The following is a 14931-nucleotide window of genomic DNA, read 5'->3' on the forward strand; positions in this document are numbered from 1 at the left end:
TTCTAATGTTGAAATAGATGGAAAGGATGGTTATGTATGAGACCTAAACTGAATCAACACATTAAGACAAAAGAATTTCTCAGCTATTATTGGTTAAAGAAAGAACTACAAGGTTTTTGCCACGACCACCACATCCCCAGAAGTGGCTCCAAAGCAGAATTAACAGAGCGAATTCATCTCTTTTTGCAAACTGGAGAAATAAAACGTCCTGTTCATAAAAAGACGGGTGCTCCTAACGGTAACAAGTTAGAAGAACTGAGTCTTGACACTGTTATTACAAAACACCATCGCTGTAACCAAAGCGTACGGACATTTTTCAAAACTATCATTCCAAACTTTCATTTTTCAACCTATATCCAAAACTACTTTAAACAGAACAGTGGCAAGACATATCGTGATGTTGTGACGGCCTGGTATGAAGAAGAAAGCCGAAAAAAAGATCCTTCCTATCAGCGAGAAATTGGAGCCCAGTTTGAATATAACCAGTTTACAAGAGATTTCTTTGCAGACCCAACCAACAAAGGGAAAAGCCGTGCAGATGCAATTGCAGCGTGGCGTGCAGTAAAAGAACAGCCTGGAGCTCGAACATATAAAAGAAAAAACTAGGCACCGTACATGCCTAGTTTTCTACTACATTATGAAAGTCGTTTTGAAATAAAAAAGGAAATTGTTGCTGCTAGCATTGCTACTACAAGCGGAAACATATAAGTACTTTCACCAAAGGTAACCGTGCTTCCTAACGTTCCAACTTCTTCCGTCAAGCCTGGCTCATACAGCATCGTTAACAGCATACCACTACCTACTTGCAATACAAGCATTAACATTACAAAGCTAGCAATGAAGGCTATGTAATTTTTCAATGAATCCCCCCCTTTATTTCTATTACGAACGACCATCCAAAAAGTTTCATTTTATGGAAAATAAAAGAAATTATTCTTCATTATTGTTCTTCAACAAACTTTGAATATAAAGAGCATCTTCCACAGGAATTGTAGAATAGTCAACTTCATCCCACGTCTCACCCGTACGTTCCGCTATAACAGCTCCCTTATCGTTTAGCCAAAGACGAGACTCAACTAATAATGCCGATTGCTTTGGACTATTAAATGCTACGTAAAGATCCGGATTGTTTATATCTACATCCGCAGTATCAATGCTTTCTCGGTGAGCGTAAATCAGCGATAAGTTATCAACAGCAGCTTGATTTTCTAAGTCCGTAATGACCTTTTGAACGTCTGTCTCTCCGTCCTTCCCGTCGCCAATCCAGATTTCCCGAGTGACTTGATCAGACGTGGATTTTCCAAATACGTATCCTCCTAGAAAAAGTAAAAGCGCACCTATTATAATGGCAAATGGCTTGAAGTATCCTTTCACACAATAACCTCCTACAGTACTAATGAGTTTAGTATATCATTATTTTTATAAAATTCGTTATTTTCTTCCTTTTAGCATCTTATTCACCAAAGTTCCCCCTAACGCTTCCATAAAAAAACCTCTCTGAAGCAGAGAGGCTTTAAACGGTAACAACAAATAAACTAAATAGCGCAATTGGAGCTACAAAAAATCCAAGTACATGCTTCCAATGATATGGCGTCTTTTTAAATGCCAATAAGCGATCCACAATAAAGAAAAAAAGCAGCATCGGGATGAAAAAAAGTGATAAAACAAAATGTAAAGCACCCGTAATCCACCACTTGTACTTACCTTCCCAGCGATTTGTAATCGTTTGCGCAATTAGCTCTACCACAAAAGAGGTTAAGATAACAGCTGAGCCTACAATAAAAAAGTAGTACCCAAGCGCGAAAAAACTCCCTTCTTTCTTAAACTCCTGAATAAAGTTAAGGATAGTAAAGTCAGCTGGCTTATCCGCAGGTATAATCGCCGTGACAAACGCTAAGACACTAATGGCAACAACCATGATTAGTCCTGCAATAAGCTTACGACTAATTAAATAGCCCATCGACTTTACAGATGAGGTTTCATTCATATATTCGTTCCTTCCTTATGTATCTTCTCTACTTTAATAAGTAGCAACATACAGCCTAAGCTGAAATATTTTACTAAAAGTGTATGAAACAACCTGTCAAAAGTCAATGAAAAACGTCCTATCCACTAGGAATAGAACGTTCTTCAACCACTTTTACTTCTCAACAACTGGATTTGACTGAGCTACTCGCTTTCCTACTGTTAACGTTAAGACGAAACAAACGAATAAAACGATGGCCGCTGCTACATATGGAAAGTTGATATCAATATCAAATAAAATCCCTGCAACAAGAGGTCCTGCAATGTTTCCTAAACTTGTGTAAGCAGAATTTAAGCCGGCTACGTAGCCCTGCTGTTCTTGAGCAAGTTTTGACATTTGTGTACTAATAGCTGGTCGTAAAATATCGATTGCTAAAAACAGCGTAAACGTTACGACAACAATCAACCAGTATGCATGCGTGAACAAAGTTAAAAGTACGAATAAGCCTGCTACAAACAGACAGATTGAAATAACCCTTTTCTCACCAAACTTATTGACAATCCACCCAAAAATAGTGAGCTGAACAACAGCTCCTGCAATGGAACCAAACGTGATAATAAATGCTATATCTTTTGGCGTAAAGCCGAATTTACGATCTACAAATAAACCAAATACCGTCTCATAATTCGCTAAGCCAAACGAAGCAACAAACACAATAATTAAGCTTAAAAAGTACGGTTCCTTATACGAATTACGTAACTGTGTAAATAAGCTCTGCTTTTCTGTTTGAAGCGGGTCAGCCTTCACGCGTTCTTCCATTGGTGATTCAGGCAGAACAAATAAGGTAAGTAAGGCTGCGAAAACTCCTGCAACGGCTGCTGAATAAAACGGGACTCGCATGCCAAATTCAGCAATGAATCCACCGATTCCAGGGCCGATGATAAAGCCTGTTGTGATTGCTGCATTAATATACCCCATTCCTGTTGCGCGCTCTTTTGGCGTCGTAATATCAGCTGTATAAGCCATAACGGCTGGCATAATTAATGCTGCACTAATTCCGCCCAGCATACGAGCGCCAAACAATAGCGCCGGTGCATTGGCAATTCCAAATAGCCACTCTGACACGGCAAAGATCAACATACCGGTAACGATCATTTTTTTACGCCCAAAAGAATCCGATAATCTCCCTGCAACAGGTGAAAAGATAAACTGTGTTAACGAAAATGCAGCGACAAGCATTCCAACGATACTTCCGCTAATTTGAAGCTCAATCATATAAGTTGGCATAATGGGAATTACAAGACCTATTCCCATAAACACCAAAAAGATGTTAAGCATTAAAAGCAGCATGGCTCCTTTATTTCTTAACAGTAGTGACATAAATAACCCTCCAACTTTCTCCTATATTCTCCATAAAACATGAAAACTATTTTTGTTTTTTTAGTTTTTATCGACCGATAAAAGAGACTGACTCCCATGAAAACAAGAGATATGCCAGACTCTGTCGTATGCGCTCTATTTTAAAGTTCCGATTTTACCTTACTTGTTAAAAGGCCGTGCAATAGCATATCAACAATCGTATCGAGCGCATCTGATACGGTTAATCGATTTTCTAAAAAAAAGCTTCGATCTAAAGTCGAATTCACAGCGTCGATGATTACCTTCATCATTAAATCAAGATTTCGATTTACAATAATTCCTTCTTCTATTCCTTGCTTTATGAGCTCTCTCAGTGAGTCCCACTGGTTCAAAGCCACATTTAACTGCTCCCACTGTGCTGGGTAGTAGCGCTTCATCTGCTCAATGATACATAAGTCATAGAAGTCATTATACTCTGGAATAACGGTAATAACTCGCTTGATTTTGTCCACCAAAGATAGATTTTCATTATTCACAATCGCTTCGGTTTTCTGATCAAAATCCTGTAGCGTTTGAGTGATAATGGTATCTAAAATCTCTACTTTGGACGAGAAATGTTCGTACAGCGTCCGTTTACTAATGCCTAGCCTTTTGGCTAAGTCATCCATTGTAAATTTCATTCCTTTATGATGAATCTCTTCGATAAATGCCTGCATAATTCGCTCTTTCATTATCAGTCCTCCTCGTGATAAACTCATAAAACATTTTTAGTTTTTCTATTTTCTCATTCTATCTCACTTCTCATATAAGTACAAGAAAAAAACCTACTTGCTGAATAAGCAAGTAGGTTTTCTCTTAACAAATCGAATCGTTTGGTTTTGGATTCTTTAATCCGAACAATGGTCGAATAAATAAGGCTAGCGTTGTTCCTAACATTGCCATAACCATCCATACCCAACCGTGTAAGCTAAACGATGCGATTCCTCCAAAATAAGCACCAATGTTACAACCAAATGCTAAGCGAGAACCATAGCCCATTAATAGGCCACCTACAACTGCTGCTCCTGCAACTCCTGGCTTAATTTTACCAGGCTTGAACGTTCCTTGAGCTGCCGCTGAGATAAACGCGCCTAAAATAATGCCAAAGTTCATTACGCTTGTAGAGTCGGCAAGAACCGTTTGCGTTAACGCTTGACCATTCGCTCCTTGGAAATAACCCCAAGTCGAAACATCAATTCCTGTTGCCATTAACGCTTTACCACCCCATAAAGCAAATGCTGACGTAATGCCCCAAGGGTTACCGCGTACTGTTAGCGTTAGAGCATTTAAAAGTGCTAAGATAATTGCTGCCGCAAATAATGGCCAAGAACCACGAATAACTTTCTTCCATCCTGTTGTTGTTGGAAGCTGCTTCATCATTGGCGGATTTTTCTTTTTAGCAAGCTGAACTGTAATCCAGTAAATAACTGCAAATGCCACCATTTGAACAACCCATGCACCGAAATAGCCAAGCCCAGTTGATTCAGCTAACGAAATTGGTTGGAACGATGGCATATCCTCCATCCAAAATGTAAAGTGATACGCTGCAAGTAGTGAACCTCCAATGAATGAAACGAGCGTAATGATCATAGAAGACGAACCGCCACCAAGATTATAAAGAGTACCTGATGCACATCCGTTTCCTAGCTGCATTCCAATTCCGAATAAAAATGCTCCTACCACCACACTCACGCCTACTGGTGACACATAACCTGCCGGTGTCGTACCGGTAAAGCTAAACCCAGTGCTTAAAATAATAGCAAACAGCGTGGAAGCTACTGCTAGCATAAGCATATGTGCCTGTAAACCTTGTACGTTTCCGACCGACATTAATCGTCTAAACGCTGAAGTAAAACCAAATCGTGCATATAGTAACGTGGCGCCAAGAGCGAGACCGATAATAAATAATACACCTTGTGTCCAATTTGTTGTGTTTACAATCGCTGTTAGTAACACGACCGAAATTAAAATTCCGACAATAACTAACGGCTTTTGCATTGGACTAAGCTCCGTAACAACCGTTGTGCGAGCTGAATTAGTATGCTTAGAAGTTTGTACAGTTGTTGATGCCATGATATACACCTCATATCTTATAGATTTAGTAAGAATTAAACTTTTTTTATCGTACAACATATCTTTTATCCTGTAAACCTCTTTGCTCTCTTTTCATCGAAAGAGTTGATTTTCAGTGCTTCATCCATTATTTTTAAAACTAGGTGATAAAAGTGAAAGTAGAAAAGCTGAAAAAAACGCTAACAACTGTAGGTATTGTAATTTTTGTTTTAATGTTTATCGTGAACTTAATTATTACAAAAGGAGCCATTGTGGACACGCTAATTCGCATGTCTTCTCTTATCATTCTCTTGCCTATTTTTTTATTTTTCGTCTATCAAATGGGGAAGACACACTATAAACGTTTGGAACAAGAAGAAAACGAGTAGGGAACTCCCTACTCGTCAATCTACAAAAATCCGGAAACGTATATTTTATGGTTTACTTTGAATGATTCTCCTAATTTAAATAATTTGACTATCTTTTTGGTCTTCTTTTCTTTTTCTCCATGTATTTTCCATCTGTTCAAGCGTTTTTCCTTTCGTTTCCGGAACAAGCTTCCAGACAAATAAAGCAGAAAGTACACTCATCAAACCATAAAAACCATATGTTAATCCTCCACTATACTCCATCATTGTAGGATATGTAGAGGAAATAAAATAGTTAGCCGCCCATTGAACTGCTACAGCGATAGCTACAGCTCGGCCTCTAATTTTATTAGGAAAAATCTCCGAAATCAGCACCCAGCATATTGGTCCCCATGACATCATAAATGAAGCTGTATAAATAATAATAAATATAAGTGTCCCTATTCCAATCATATTAGAAAATGCCATACTTGATACACCAAACATTCCAATAGACATTCCAATTGAACCTACTATTAATAAGGGCTTTCTCCCCCATCGATCAACTGTTAAAATTGCAATAATTGTAAAAACAACATTCACTAATCCCATAATAATGGTTTGCAACATTGAAGAATCTTTAGCAGCTCCCATACTTTCAAAAATACGTGGGGCATAATATAAAGCTACATTTATACCTACAAATTGTTGAAAAACAGAAAGTAGTATTCCTACAATAATCACCAATTTCCCATAGGCGAATAACTTTTGAGAAGAAGCATTCATTGTAATAGTTTGTTTGATATCCATCAAAATGGCTTTTGCTTCTGAAAAAGCTTTACTAGCTTCTTTTTCTTCTGTAGAAGAAAAAAATGAAAAAAATTTGGTACGAAAAGAAATTATTGAACGTGCAAATAAAAATGATGTGGATGCCTTAAATGCACTACAAAACTTTGGATTCTATATTAGTATTGGCATCACTAACATTCTCAATACTTTTGACACACAAGCCATTATTCTAAGGAATAATATTATCGAATCTCACCCGATTGTGTTAAACACCATTAAAAATGAAGTTGCTTCTAGGGTACATTCTCATTTAGAAAATACATGTGAACTACTCCCCTCTTCATTAGGAAAAAATGCACCTGCATTAGGTGCTGTCTCAATTGTTATTAATCATTTCTTAAATGTTCAAAACGAGTAGGGAATTTTCCCTACTCATTTATTATTAGATAGACTGATACACTTTTCCTGAAAACTGTGGTAACCAATCACCGTGTGCTTCAATCAAATCGTCACATAGTAAAACAATATCATCCATTGATAGTTCAGCACTTGTATGAGGGTCTAACATTGCAGCTTGGTAGATATGCTCACGCTTTTTGGTCACTGCTGCTTCGATTGTTAAAAGTTGCGTATTGATATTTGTACGATTAAGCGCTGCTAGTTGCTCTGGTAGCTCTCCGATATAACCTGGAATAATACCGCTACGATCAACGATACACGGGACTTCTACGCACGCTTTTTGTGGCAGGTTACTAATTAAACCACCTGTGTTTAATACGTTGCCTGCAAACTTAAATGGCGTATTCGTTTCCATCGCTTCAATGATATGTGAACCATATTCATGAGAGCGCGTGTGCGTGAGATTTCTGTTATGAACAAGCTCTTCTCGCATCGTTTCCCATTGGCTAATTTGCTCTTCGCATCGTCTTGGGTATTCATCAAGCGGAATGTTAAATTGGTCGATTAAACCTGGATAGTTGTTCTTAATAAAATATGGGTGATACTCTGCGTTATGTTCAGACGACTCCGTAATATAATAACCAAACTTGTCCATAAGCTCGAAACGCACCATATCATTATGCTTTATTTTTTGCTTTTCACGAGCACGGCGCTTAATTTCAGGATATAAGTCTTTTCCATCCCGCTTTACTTCTAATAGCCATGCCATATGATTAATACCTGCGATTTTTTCTTCAATTCCTTCGTGATCCATTTCAAGCGCCTTAAATAAATCTTTGGTACATACCTGTACGCTATGACAAAGCCCGACCGCTTGAATATCCGTATAGCGTAACATCGCACCCGTTAAAGTAGCCATTGGATTTGTGTAATTTAAAAACAGCGCATCCGGGCAGACTTCTTCCATATCTTTTGCAAAATCAAGCATCACTGGAATGGTGCGCAGAGATCTAAAGATACCACCAATGCCAACCGTGTCACCAATCGTTTGGCGAAGACCATATTTCTTTGGAATATCAAAATCAATTACTGTACTTGGTTTATATCCCCCTACCTGTATGGCATTAATTACGTACTTTGCGCCTTTAAGCGCTTCTTTTCGATTAAGGTACGATTTAACCGTCACGTTGATTTTATAGTTTTCTTTTAAGTTATTAAGCATGTTTTCTGAATCCTTTAAACGCTGCTCGTCGATATCATATAGGGCAAATTCAAATCCTGCCAAAGCCGGAACAAACATGCAGTCTCCTAAAATATTTTTGGCGAATACTGTACTTCCTGCACCGATAAACGTAATTTTTGTCATTAATTCTCTCCCTCTCTTTTCATCATTTAGCCTTTAACAGATCCCGAAGCTAAGCCGGCAATAAAATATTTTTGTAGAAGTAAAAATAAAATTGTCATTGGCAACATAGCGATTAAAGCTGCTGCTCCTACTAAGCTCAAATTATGCTGATTTTGTGCAAAGAAACTGGCAAGCGTAACCGTTAATGTATGCATTTCTTTATCTTGCAAGAAGAAAATCGCAAACTGATAATCGTTCCAAATATACACGCATGAAATGATTAAAACAGACGCCGTCACTGGCTTTAACAGTGGGAAGACGATGCGGAAAAAGATACCTAACGTACTTGCTCCATCAATTTTCGCTGCTTCTTCGAGCTCTTTTGAAATCGTCGAGCGAATGAATCCTGCATATAGAAAGATTGTTAATGGTAAAAATGCTGCCACATTGTTTAAGATAGCAATTTGGTATGTGTTCATCATCCCCATGTTAACCACCATTTTGTAAAGGGGAACAAGTGCTGTTAGCGGGGGGATGACCATAATTCCAATAAAGATAAAGTAGACGTATTTATTTAGCTTTGTTTGACGACGTGCTAGTGGATAAGCAGCGAGCGAACCTAATACAATAAGTAAAACGGCTGAGCAAAACGTAATAATAACCGTATTTAAGAACGCTGTACCAAGTCCTGCTTGACTCCACGCATCAGCAAAATTTTGAACATTGGGCTGTGATGGAAATACCCACTTTGAACTGAAGTCTCCCGCTGGTTTAAGCGATGTTGTCACAAGAATATAGAACGGCACAATATGAAAGATGGTGATCACAATAGCCAAAACTGTAAGCCATCTTTTTTTCTTCTTATTCGTGTAATCAATCATGCTTCTGTCTCCTTCCTCTTAAAGTAAATCAATGCTCCGATGCTAATAATTAAAATAATCACAGCCATAAATACACCCTGCGTTGCAGCGTAACCTGCGTCTTGTCGTTTAAAGTATAAATCATACATAAACGTTGACATAGATTGTGATGCATCTCCAGGCCCCCCGCCTGTTAAGGCAACAATTACATCAAACAACTTTAGTCCTCCAATAATATTTAAAACAACGTTAATTGTAATAGACGGCATTAGTAAAGGAAGAGTAATCGTTTTAAACTGCTGCCAACCAGAAGCACCATCTAACTGAGCTGCTTCATAATAATCTTTTGAAATCCCTTGAAGTCCCGCAAGATAAATAATCATCGCAATCCCAACAAACTGATACGTATTAACAAATACAATGATCCATGGATTCAAACTTGCATTCCCTAGTGCGTTAACCGGTTCATACCCAAAGAGCATCAGCACATCATTCAGCGCTCCACCTTGAAATGAGAAGAAAAAGTACCAAATGTATCCCATAATAATCGGGCTAATAATAACCGGTAAATAAACAATCGTACGCGTGAATGTTTTCATTCGAATACTTTGATTCAACAAAAGTGCATACAACAAGCCCAGTATATTCTGAAAAATTGTACTTCCAATTCCGTACAATAGCGTATTTTTCACAACCAGCCACGTTGTTGGATCCGCTAGTAACCTCTGATACTGTTCAACTCCAATCCAATCATATGTTTGCGAAAAACCATTCCAGTTTGTAAACGAAAGCTGGATGCCATTAATGAATGGATAAATAATAAACAGCGTAACAATGACAAGCCCAGGTAAGTACATCCACCATAAAGATGATTCTTTTTTGAGCTTAGTTGACTTTTTTTTCTTTATAACTGAAGTAGACTCTTTGGGTAGCCGCTCGTTTCTTACTAATTCGCTCATAACCTCACTCCTATTTCAGCTAGATGCAGTTTGCAGAAAGCAGCACAATTAAGCACTGCTTTCCCTAACTTTTTACTGCTTTCGCAAGCGGTTATACTCTTCTTCCATTTTCTTAGAAAGCTGTTTTGCTGTAAGCGTTCCAGCTAATAGCTCTTGACCTGTTGTTGACATCACAGACCACATACCGCTTGGTAAGTACTTACGATCAAAGTATGGCTCTACCTTTACTTCTTCATATTGCTTATAAAACTCTGAGTAGTAGTTATCTGCTTCCGCATTTTTTAATGCTGCTGTAGAAGATGTGCCTTCAGCTATTTTCTTTACATTTTCCGGCTTAGCCGCAAATTCAATAAATTCCTTTGCCTCGTCTAGGTTTTTAGAATCTTTCCATGCTGCTAGTGTAAAGCGCTCGCCGCCAATCCAACTTTGTGCATCCCCTTTATGAACAGCTGGTACAGGAATTGTTCCAACCTTTACTTCAGGATTTAGTTCTGTTGCATCAGGACCTAAGGAGCCTCCTACGAATGTAAACGCAATTTTATCTTGTGCCATAAGCTCCGTTACCTGGGATTGTTTCGCTGTTAATACATCTTTGTTGAGTAAATCTTTTTTCTTTAAATCGACCATCAACTCTCCTAGCTGATCGTATTTTGACCAGTTGAAGCTTCCATCTAACAGCTCGTCTCCATGTCCATTCTCTTTGTCAGTAATAAGATATGGCGTAGCGATTTGGTCAAAGATTTGCGCAATATTTCCGTTTTCTCCTCCAGGAATCCAAAGCGGTACGACATCACCTTTGCTTTTGTTTTTTACTACTTCTAATGCTTTCACAAACTCATCCATTGTTTGTGGTGGTTTAATTCCGTATTGTTCTAGTAATTTCACATTATAGCTAATCCCATCTTTAGCTTGATTTAACGGGTAAGCGTACACCTTGCCGCTTTCATCTTTTAAAATTTGATCAAGCGCAGGATCTAAGTCTTTCACCCAATTCATGTCTTTTAAATCTGCAACATATTCACCGTATCGAAGCTGTGACCAACCGTGCGTATCAAATAAATCTGGCATGTCGTTGGCACCCATCTTCACACGAAGCATATCCTCATATCCGTTTCCAGGAAAGTTTGCTTCAATCGCTATATCAGGGTTTTCCTTTTCAAAATCTGCAATTACGCTTTCTAATGCTGCTCTTTCTCCTTTATTACTCATTGTGGAAAACAGTGTTAGTGTGACTTTACCACCATCACCAGAAGAAGCTCCTTTGCTTCCACACCCCGCCGCAAATACCGCAAAAACCATAAACAAAATTAACAAACGCGTCACGTTCTTCATGTGCTCCTCCTACACGTTATTTATTTAGAATTTTCTGATTAATTAGGATAAAACGGTTTTATTGCCAGAAAATAAAAAAGTAAGTATAATAGGCTTCTATATGTTTTATTTGAGGTTAAAAACCCCTAGATAAGAAGGACTGCCATCTTTCTTGTTCCGCTTTATCTGCCAATAAAACGGAAGCATTTGCTCTAGGTTTTTTAATCTCTTTTTTTATGTGTTTTTTACTTTCGATTTCTTCTCCCCCTTACAATCATTTACGTTCCAATAAGGCTCGTGCATCACCTCCTTTCAGTTATACTGTTTACGCCCCGCTAGCCATTCGTTTCATTGTTAAACCACAGCTATCTCGAATTACTAATTTTGTAGGTACCGTCACCTTTAGCGGAATCTTGCGCCCATTTATTCGATCCATTAGTAAGTTGACCGCTAACTGGCCCATCTGCTCCGTGTAGACCTTGACCGTGGTTAGAGGCGTACTCGTAAATTCTGCAACATCTACATCGTTAAAGCTTACAATCGCAACATCTTCTGGCACTTTACGATTCGCTTTTTGAAGAGCTCGCATTGCGCCAATCGCCATTGAATCGCTCGCTATGAAAAAAGCTTCTGGCAAATTTCCTTGTTTAATCGCTTTCTCCATTAACTCATACCCTTGAGCCATGGCGAATTCACCAATATGAACATCGCTAGAACAAAACATTCCTTTTTTCTCTAGTATTTTTTCAAATGTTGTTTGGCGCTTATCTTCAATAACCTGATTTCCGTTTATAAAATGTTCTCGTTCACGTCCTCCGATGTAGCCAATACGCTGATAACCTAACTTTATTAAATGCTCAAGCGCACTTTCCGTTGCGCGTTCAAAATCGCTGATGACTGAATCATATGTATTTTCATCCGCTAAGTGATTGACAAAGATAATATTGTCGAGATGATTACTAACAGTTTGAATCGTCTCAGCACTAATGCGCCCGACAACAATTAAACCATCTAGGTCATGAAGCACTTCTTCTCGACGCATGCTTTTTAGACGAAACATTCGATTTGTTAAAATTCCTCTCTCTATGCAAGCATTCTCAATTCCGTGTCGTATAGATGAAAAGAAGGGGTCTGCCAGCTCTTCTTCAACAGTCTGGGCAAACATAATACCAATACGGGGAGTAAGATTTGCATCTCCCGTCTCTCCTTTACGCGCTCTTACGGGTGTATAATTCAATGCTTTTGCAGCTTTTAAAACTCGACTTCTGGTTTCATCAGAAACAGAAAGTGTGTGATCATTGTTTAACACCCTAGATGCGGTGGTGCTTGAAACTTTTGCAGCAGTTGCTACCTCTTTTAACGTGGTCATATACACTACCTCACTACATGTGTTTTTTACTTATTTTTCAGTAAATTTTACCTCGATAAATGAAGAATAACATATAGATAAAGCGCTTTCAATATATTTTTTTGAAATTTTCAATAAATTTTTATCTTTTATTAGTAAACTTTCACTAAACACACTAAAATCCAGGTAGGAGTTTCCCTACCTGGATTCAGCTCGCTTCTTCACGTTTTAATGGGGCTGAATGACGGAATGTTTGATTAAGCCCTTCTCTTACATACTGCTCATGCTTCATGATCCATGTTTTCATTAACACAACATACACAAGGGCTGCAGGAATTAAACCTAAAAACCACGAAAGTTCCACGTTAATAAACGCGAGAGACGTTCCAACAATTGTGGCGATAATAGCGGCAGGATTCCACCCTTTAAATGCCGTAAATAGTTTACCTTCATATAGCGGAGCCACATTATAATTACCTTTATGAATAAAGTAAAAGTCTGCTACCATAATCGCAAAAATCGGACCTAAAAAAGCTGAAACAACTGCGATAAATGTTAAAAATAATGAATCCGTCATAATAAACCATGGACACGTTACTACTCCTAGTACTCCGACAATTACGCAGGCTTTTTCCCATGAGATTTTAAATAAATCCATTGCCACAAGTACTGGAGGCATGATATTAGCTACTAAGTTTGTTGTAACTTGGGCTAGAGCAATAAAGATTAACACAATAATACTGGCTGCTACATTCGAAATATGATTTGAGATAATATCAACAGGATTCCAGACGCCGACGGCGGCTGCTCCTAAAATGCCGACGAATGGCAATAAAATCATCGGTGGAACAATCCCTACAACGTGAGCTCCTACAAACGTACCAGCTGAAGATTTACGTGGGAAGTAGCGAGTGTAATCTGAAATATTAATGAGCAGTGCAGCAAATTGACCGATTAACACCGTCATCGCAAGCCAAAATGGAATTCCCCAGGAACCCTCGGTGTTAGCGACTTTCTCAACTTCGAATCCAAAGGTGGATAAAAAGAGAAAAATCAAATACACAACGCCCAGCATAATAATGACAGATCCTACAATTTCAATCCACTTAATCGATTGAATGCCTTTAGCTGATAGGAAGATTTGGAGCGCTTGAAATGCAAAAAACCAGACCCAAACGTTATCAAAACCGATAAGTCCCATAAACACTTGGTTCAGCGCCTGAGCCCCCAGCCAAGATTGGACTCCATACCAGAATAACGCGGGGACCGCTCGCATTAAAGCTGGAATTCGAGAACCTACCGGACCAAAGGAAGATCTAAGCTGAACAACCATTGGAATCCCGTGTTTCCATCCTACTCGTCCATTTAACGCAAATAACAAAGCAGCGAGAATATTTGCTAGAATTAAAGCGATAAAAGCTTGCGTCAAATTCAACTTCCCAAAAGGTGGAATTAAACTTGAACCTAACATAAATGAACCAACCATTACGGCATCTCCCCACCACATTGCCACATACGCTTTTGGACCTAAAATACGATATTTCTCGTGCGCAATTGGACGTAAATCAGCGTTTTGTTCCATTTATTACTCATCCTCCTAAACCTAACTTTTTGTGTTATAAAATATAACATCTAGTTTTTTTAGTTTACAGGATGATTATTGTTAATTCATCGGAAAAAGAATGAATTTTCAGTTTTTTATTTGTGTATTTTCAACAAAAGAACTACTACCTCTGTGTAAATAATGACTCTTTTGAAGGAGTTTTCGTGTTTCAATCGTATAAATACTCTGGACCGATAAACCCAACAACCGTGTTGACTAAAAAGGGGTTAAACTGACGTGCTAAGCCGTAACATCTTGCTTCAAGCGTGACTTGATCAATATTGTAATGAGCTTCAGCAGAAAGCTCAGAGCCTTGACCAGTTTCGAAATACCAGCGATGAGGACCTACCGCAGTGCCTTTTTCATTAATCAATGCAGTGGCTTCTTTTAGCATCGAAAGCGAAATACCAAACGATTCGTTTCCTGCTTGCGTTCCCGCTAAGCTTTGAAAGATCAAATCTGCTGAAGCGCCTTTTTCAATTACTTTATAAAAAAGAGACTGAGACATAAGTAGTTCAGTCCTTACTATACCTGAACGATTAAGAGTTCATAAC

Annotated in this window: 14 protein-coding genes and 3 pseudogenes; 3 read left to right on the forward strand and 14 right to left on the reverse strand. The window is 38.4% G+C overall.

The window, feature by feature from the left end; genetic code table 11:
- The first annotated feature begins 36 nt into the window (after positions 1-36).
- Positions 37-606 (forward strand): DUF6434 domain-containing protein, encoded by a 570-nt coding sequence (locus MKZ18_RS11470; protein ID WP_144593821.1) that lies wholly within the window; start codon positions 37-39, stop codon positions 604-606.
- 29 nt (positions 607-635) lie between these two features.
- Here the strand turns inward: MKZ18_RS11470 and MKZ18_RS11475 are convergent, their stop codons facing one another.
- From MKZ18_RS11475 to MKZ18_RS11500, 6 genes are all read right to left on the reverse strand, one after another.
- On the reverse strand, positions 636-860 hold the full coding sequence (locus tag MKZ18_RS11475) for a hypothetical protein (protein ID WP_025911834.1): 225 nt from the start codon (positions 858-860) through the stop codon (positions 636-638).
- Between the two features lie 70 nt (positions 861-930).
- Positions 931-1374, reverse strand: a complete 444-nt coding sequence (locus MKZ18_RS11480; RefSeq protein WP_025911833.1) for a hypothetical protein — start codon at positions 1372-1374, stop codon at positions 931-933.
- A gap of 139 nt (positions 1375-1513) precedes the next feature.
- Complete coding sequence (locus MKZ18_RS11485) at positions 1514-1987, reverse strand: hypothetical protein (protein ID WP_163070933.1); 474 nt, start codon at positions 1985-1987, stop codon at positions 1514-1516.
- Positions 1988-2140: 153 nt separating this feature from the next.
- Positions 2141-3346: an MFS transporter gene (locus MKZ18_RS11490; protein WP_061784932.1), complete on the reverse strand. Its 1206-nt coding sequence runs from the start codon at positions 3344-3346 to the stop codon at positions 2141-2143.
- 140 nt (positions 3347-3486) lie between these two features.
- Positions 3487-4056 carry a TetR/AcrR family transcriptional regulator gene (locus MKZ18_RS11495; RefSeq protein WP_025911830.1) on the reverse strand — a complete coding sequence of 190 codons (570 nt, stop codon included), beginning with the start codon at positions 4054-4056 and terminating at the stop codon, positions 3487-3489.
- Positions 4057-4180: 124 nt separating this feature from the next.
- On the reverse strand, positions 4181-5437 hold the full coding sequence (locus MKZ18_RS11500; protein ID WP_025911829.1) for a YeeE/YedE family protein: 1257 nt from the start codon (positions 5435-5437) through the stop codon (positions 4181-4183).
- A 152-nt stretch (positions 5438-5589) separates the two neighbouring features.
- Between MKZ18_RS11500 and MKZ18_RS11505 the strand changes: the two genes are divergently transcribed.
- The gene (locus MKZ18_RS11505) at positions 5590-5805 is read left to right on the forward strand and encodes a hypothetical protein (protein WP_061784931.1); all 216 of its coding nucleotides are present in this window, start codon (positions 5590-5592) and stop codon (positions 5803-5805) included.
- Positions 5806-5880: 75 nt separating this feature from the next.
- Here MKZ18_RS11505 and MKZ18_RS11510 read toward each other — a convergent pair.
- A pseudogene (locus MKZ18_RS11510) lies at positions 5881-6594 on the reverse strand (MFS transporter); the annotation flags it as partial.
- On the opposite strand from MKZ18_RS11510, the pseudogene MKZ18_RS11515 reads away from it, so the two are divergent.
- A pseudogene (locus tag MKZ18_RS11515) lies at positions 6584-6970 on the forward strand (ROK family protein); the annotation flags it as partial. The pseudogenes MKZ18_RS11510 and MKZ18_RS11515 overlap by 11 nt on opposite strands.
- 24 nt (positions 6971-6994) lie before the next feature.
- Here MKZ18_RS11515 and MKZ18_RS11520 read toward each other — a convergent pair.
- The 7 genes and pseudogenes from MKZ18_RS11520 to eutB all read right to left on the reverse strand — a co-directional run.
- A complete protein-coding gene (locus tag MKZ18_RS11520; RefSeq protein ID WP_206782668.1) occupies positions 6995-8317 on the reverse strand; it encodes an alpha-glucosidase/alpha-galactosidase in 1323 nt (440 codons plus the stop codon).
- A 26-nt stretch (positions 8318-8343) separates the two neighbouring features.
- Positions 8344-9177, reverse strand: a complete 834-nt coding sequence (locus MKZ18_RS11525) for a carbohydrate ABC transporter permease (protein WP_242529514.1) — start codon at positions 9175-9177, stop codon at positions 8344-8346.
- Positions 9174-10013, reverse strand: a complete 840-nt coding sequence (locus MKZ18_RS11530; protein WP_374699988.1) for a carbohydrate ABC transporter permease — start codon at positions 10011-10013, stop codon at positions 9174-9176. Before MKZ18_RS11530 ends, MKZ18_RS11525 begins: the two co-directional genes overlap by 4 nt.
- 174 nt (positions 10014-10187) lie before the next feature.
- Positions 10188-11447, reverse strand: a complete 1260-nt coding sequence (locus MKZ18_RS11535; RefSeq protein WP_062954620.1) for an ABC transporter substrate-binding protein — start codon at positions 11445-11447, stop codon at positions 10188-10190.
- 304 nt (positions 11448-11751) lie between these two features.
- Entirely contained in the window at positions 11752-12795 is a 1044-nt protein-coding gene (locus MKZ18_RS11540; protein WP_163070938.1) for a LacI family DNA-binding transcriptional regulator, read from the reverse strand.
- A gap of 187 nt (positions 12796-12982) precedes the next feature.
- Positions 12983-14356 (reverse strand): NCS1 family transporter, encoded by a 1374-nt coding sequence (locus MKZ18_RS11545; RefSeq protein WP_078989656.1) that lies wholly within the window; start codon positions 14354-14356, stop codon positions 12983-12985.
- Between the two features lie 193 nt (positions 14357-14549).
- A pseudogene (eutB, locus tag MKZ18_RS11550) lies at positions 14550-14864 on the reverse strand (ethanolamine ammonia-lyase subunit EutB); the annotation flags it as partial.
- Positions 14865-14931 lie beyond the last annotated feature (67 nt).

This window comes from Priestia sp. FSL W8-0001, from assembly GCF_038050335.1.
GTDB classification, from domain to species: Bacteria; Bacillota; Bacilli; order Bacillales; family Bacillaceae_H; genus Priestia; species Priestia flexa.

Excerpts from the sequence above, each read along its gene's own strand:
- MKZ18_RS11485 (WP_163070933.1), bottom strand. The coding sequence starts at position 1,987 with ATGAATGAAACCTCATCTGTAAAGTCGATGGGCTATTTAATTAGTCGT.
- MKZ18_RS11490 (WP_061784932.1), bottom strand. The coding sequence starts at position 3,346 with ATGTCACTACTGTTAAGAAATAAAGGAGCCATGCTGCTTTTAATGCTT.
- MKZ18_RS11535 (WP_062954620.1), bottom strand. The coding sequence starts at position 11,447 with ATGAAGAACGTGACGCGTTTGTTAATTTTGTTTATGGTTTTTGCGGTA.
- MKZ18_RS11545 (WP_078989656.1), bottom strand. The coding sequence starts at position 14,356 with ATGGAACAAAACGCTGATTTACGTCCAATTGCGCACGAGAAATATCGT.
- MKZ18_RS11495 (WP_025911830.1), bottom strand. The coding sequence starts at position 4,056 with ATGAAAGAGCGAATTATGCAGGCATTTATCGAAGAGATTCATCATAAA.
- MKZ18_RS11540 (WP_163070938.1), bottom strand. The coding sequence starts at position 12,795 with ATGACCACGTTAAAAGAGGTAGCAACTGCTGCAAAAGTTTCAAGCACC.
- MKZ18_RS11520 (WP_206782668.1), bottom strand. The coding sequence starts at position 8,317 with ATGACAAAAATTACGTTTATCGGTGCAGGAAGTACAGTATTCGCCAAA.
- MKZ18_RS11525 (WP_242529514.1), bottom strand. The coding sequence starts at position 9,177 with ATGATTGATTACACGAATAAGAAGAAAAAAAGATGGCTTACAGTTTTG.
- MKZ18_RS11470 (WP_144593821.1), top strand. The coding sequence starts at position 37 with ATGAGACCTAAACTGAATCAACACATTAAGACAAAAGAATTTCTCAGC.
- MKZ18_RS11500 (WP_025911829.1), bottom strand. The coding sequence starts at position 5,437 with ATGGCATCAACAACTGTACAAACTTCTAAGCATACTAATTCAGCTCGC.
- MKZ18_RS11530 (WP_374699988.1), bottom strand. The coding sequence starts at position 10,013 with ATGTACTTACCTGGGCTTGTCATTGTTACGCTGTTTATTATTTATCCA.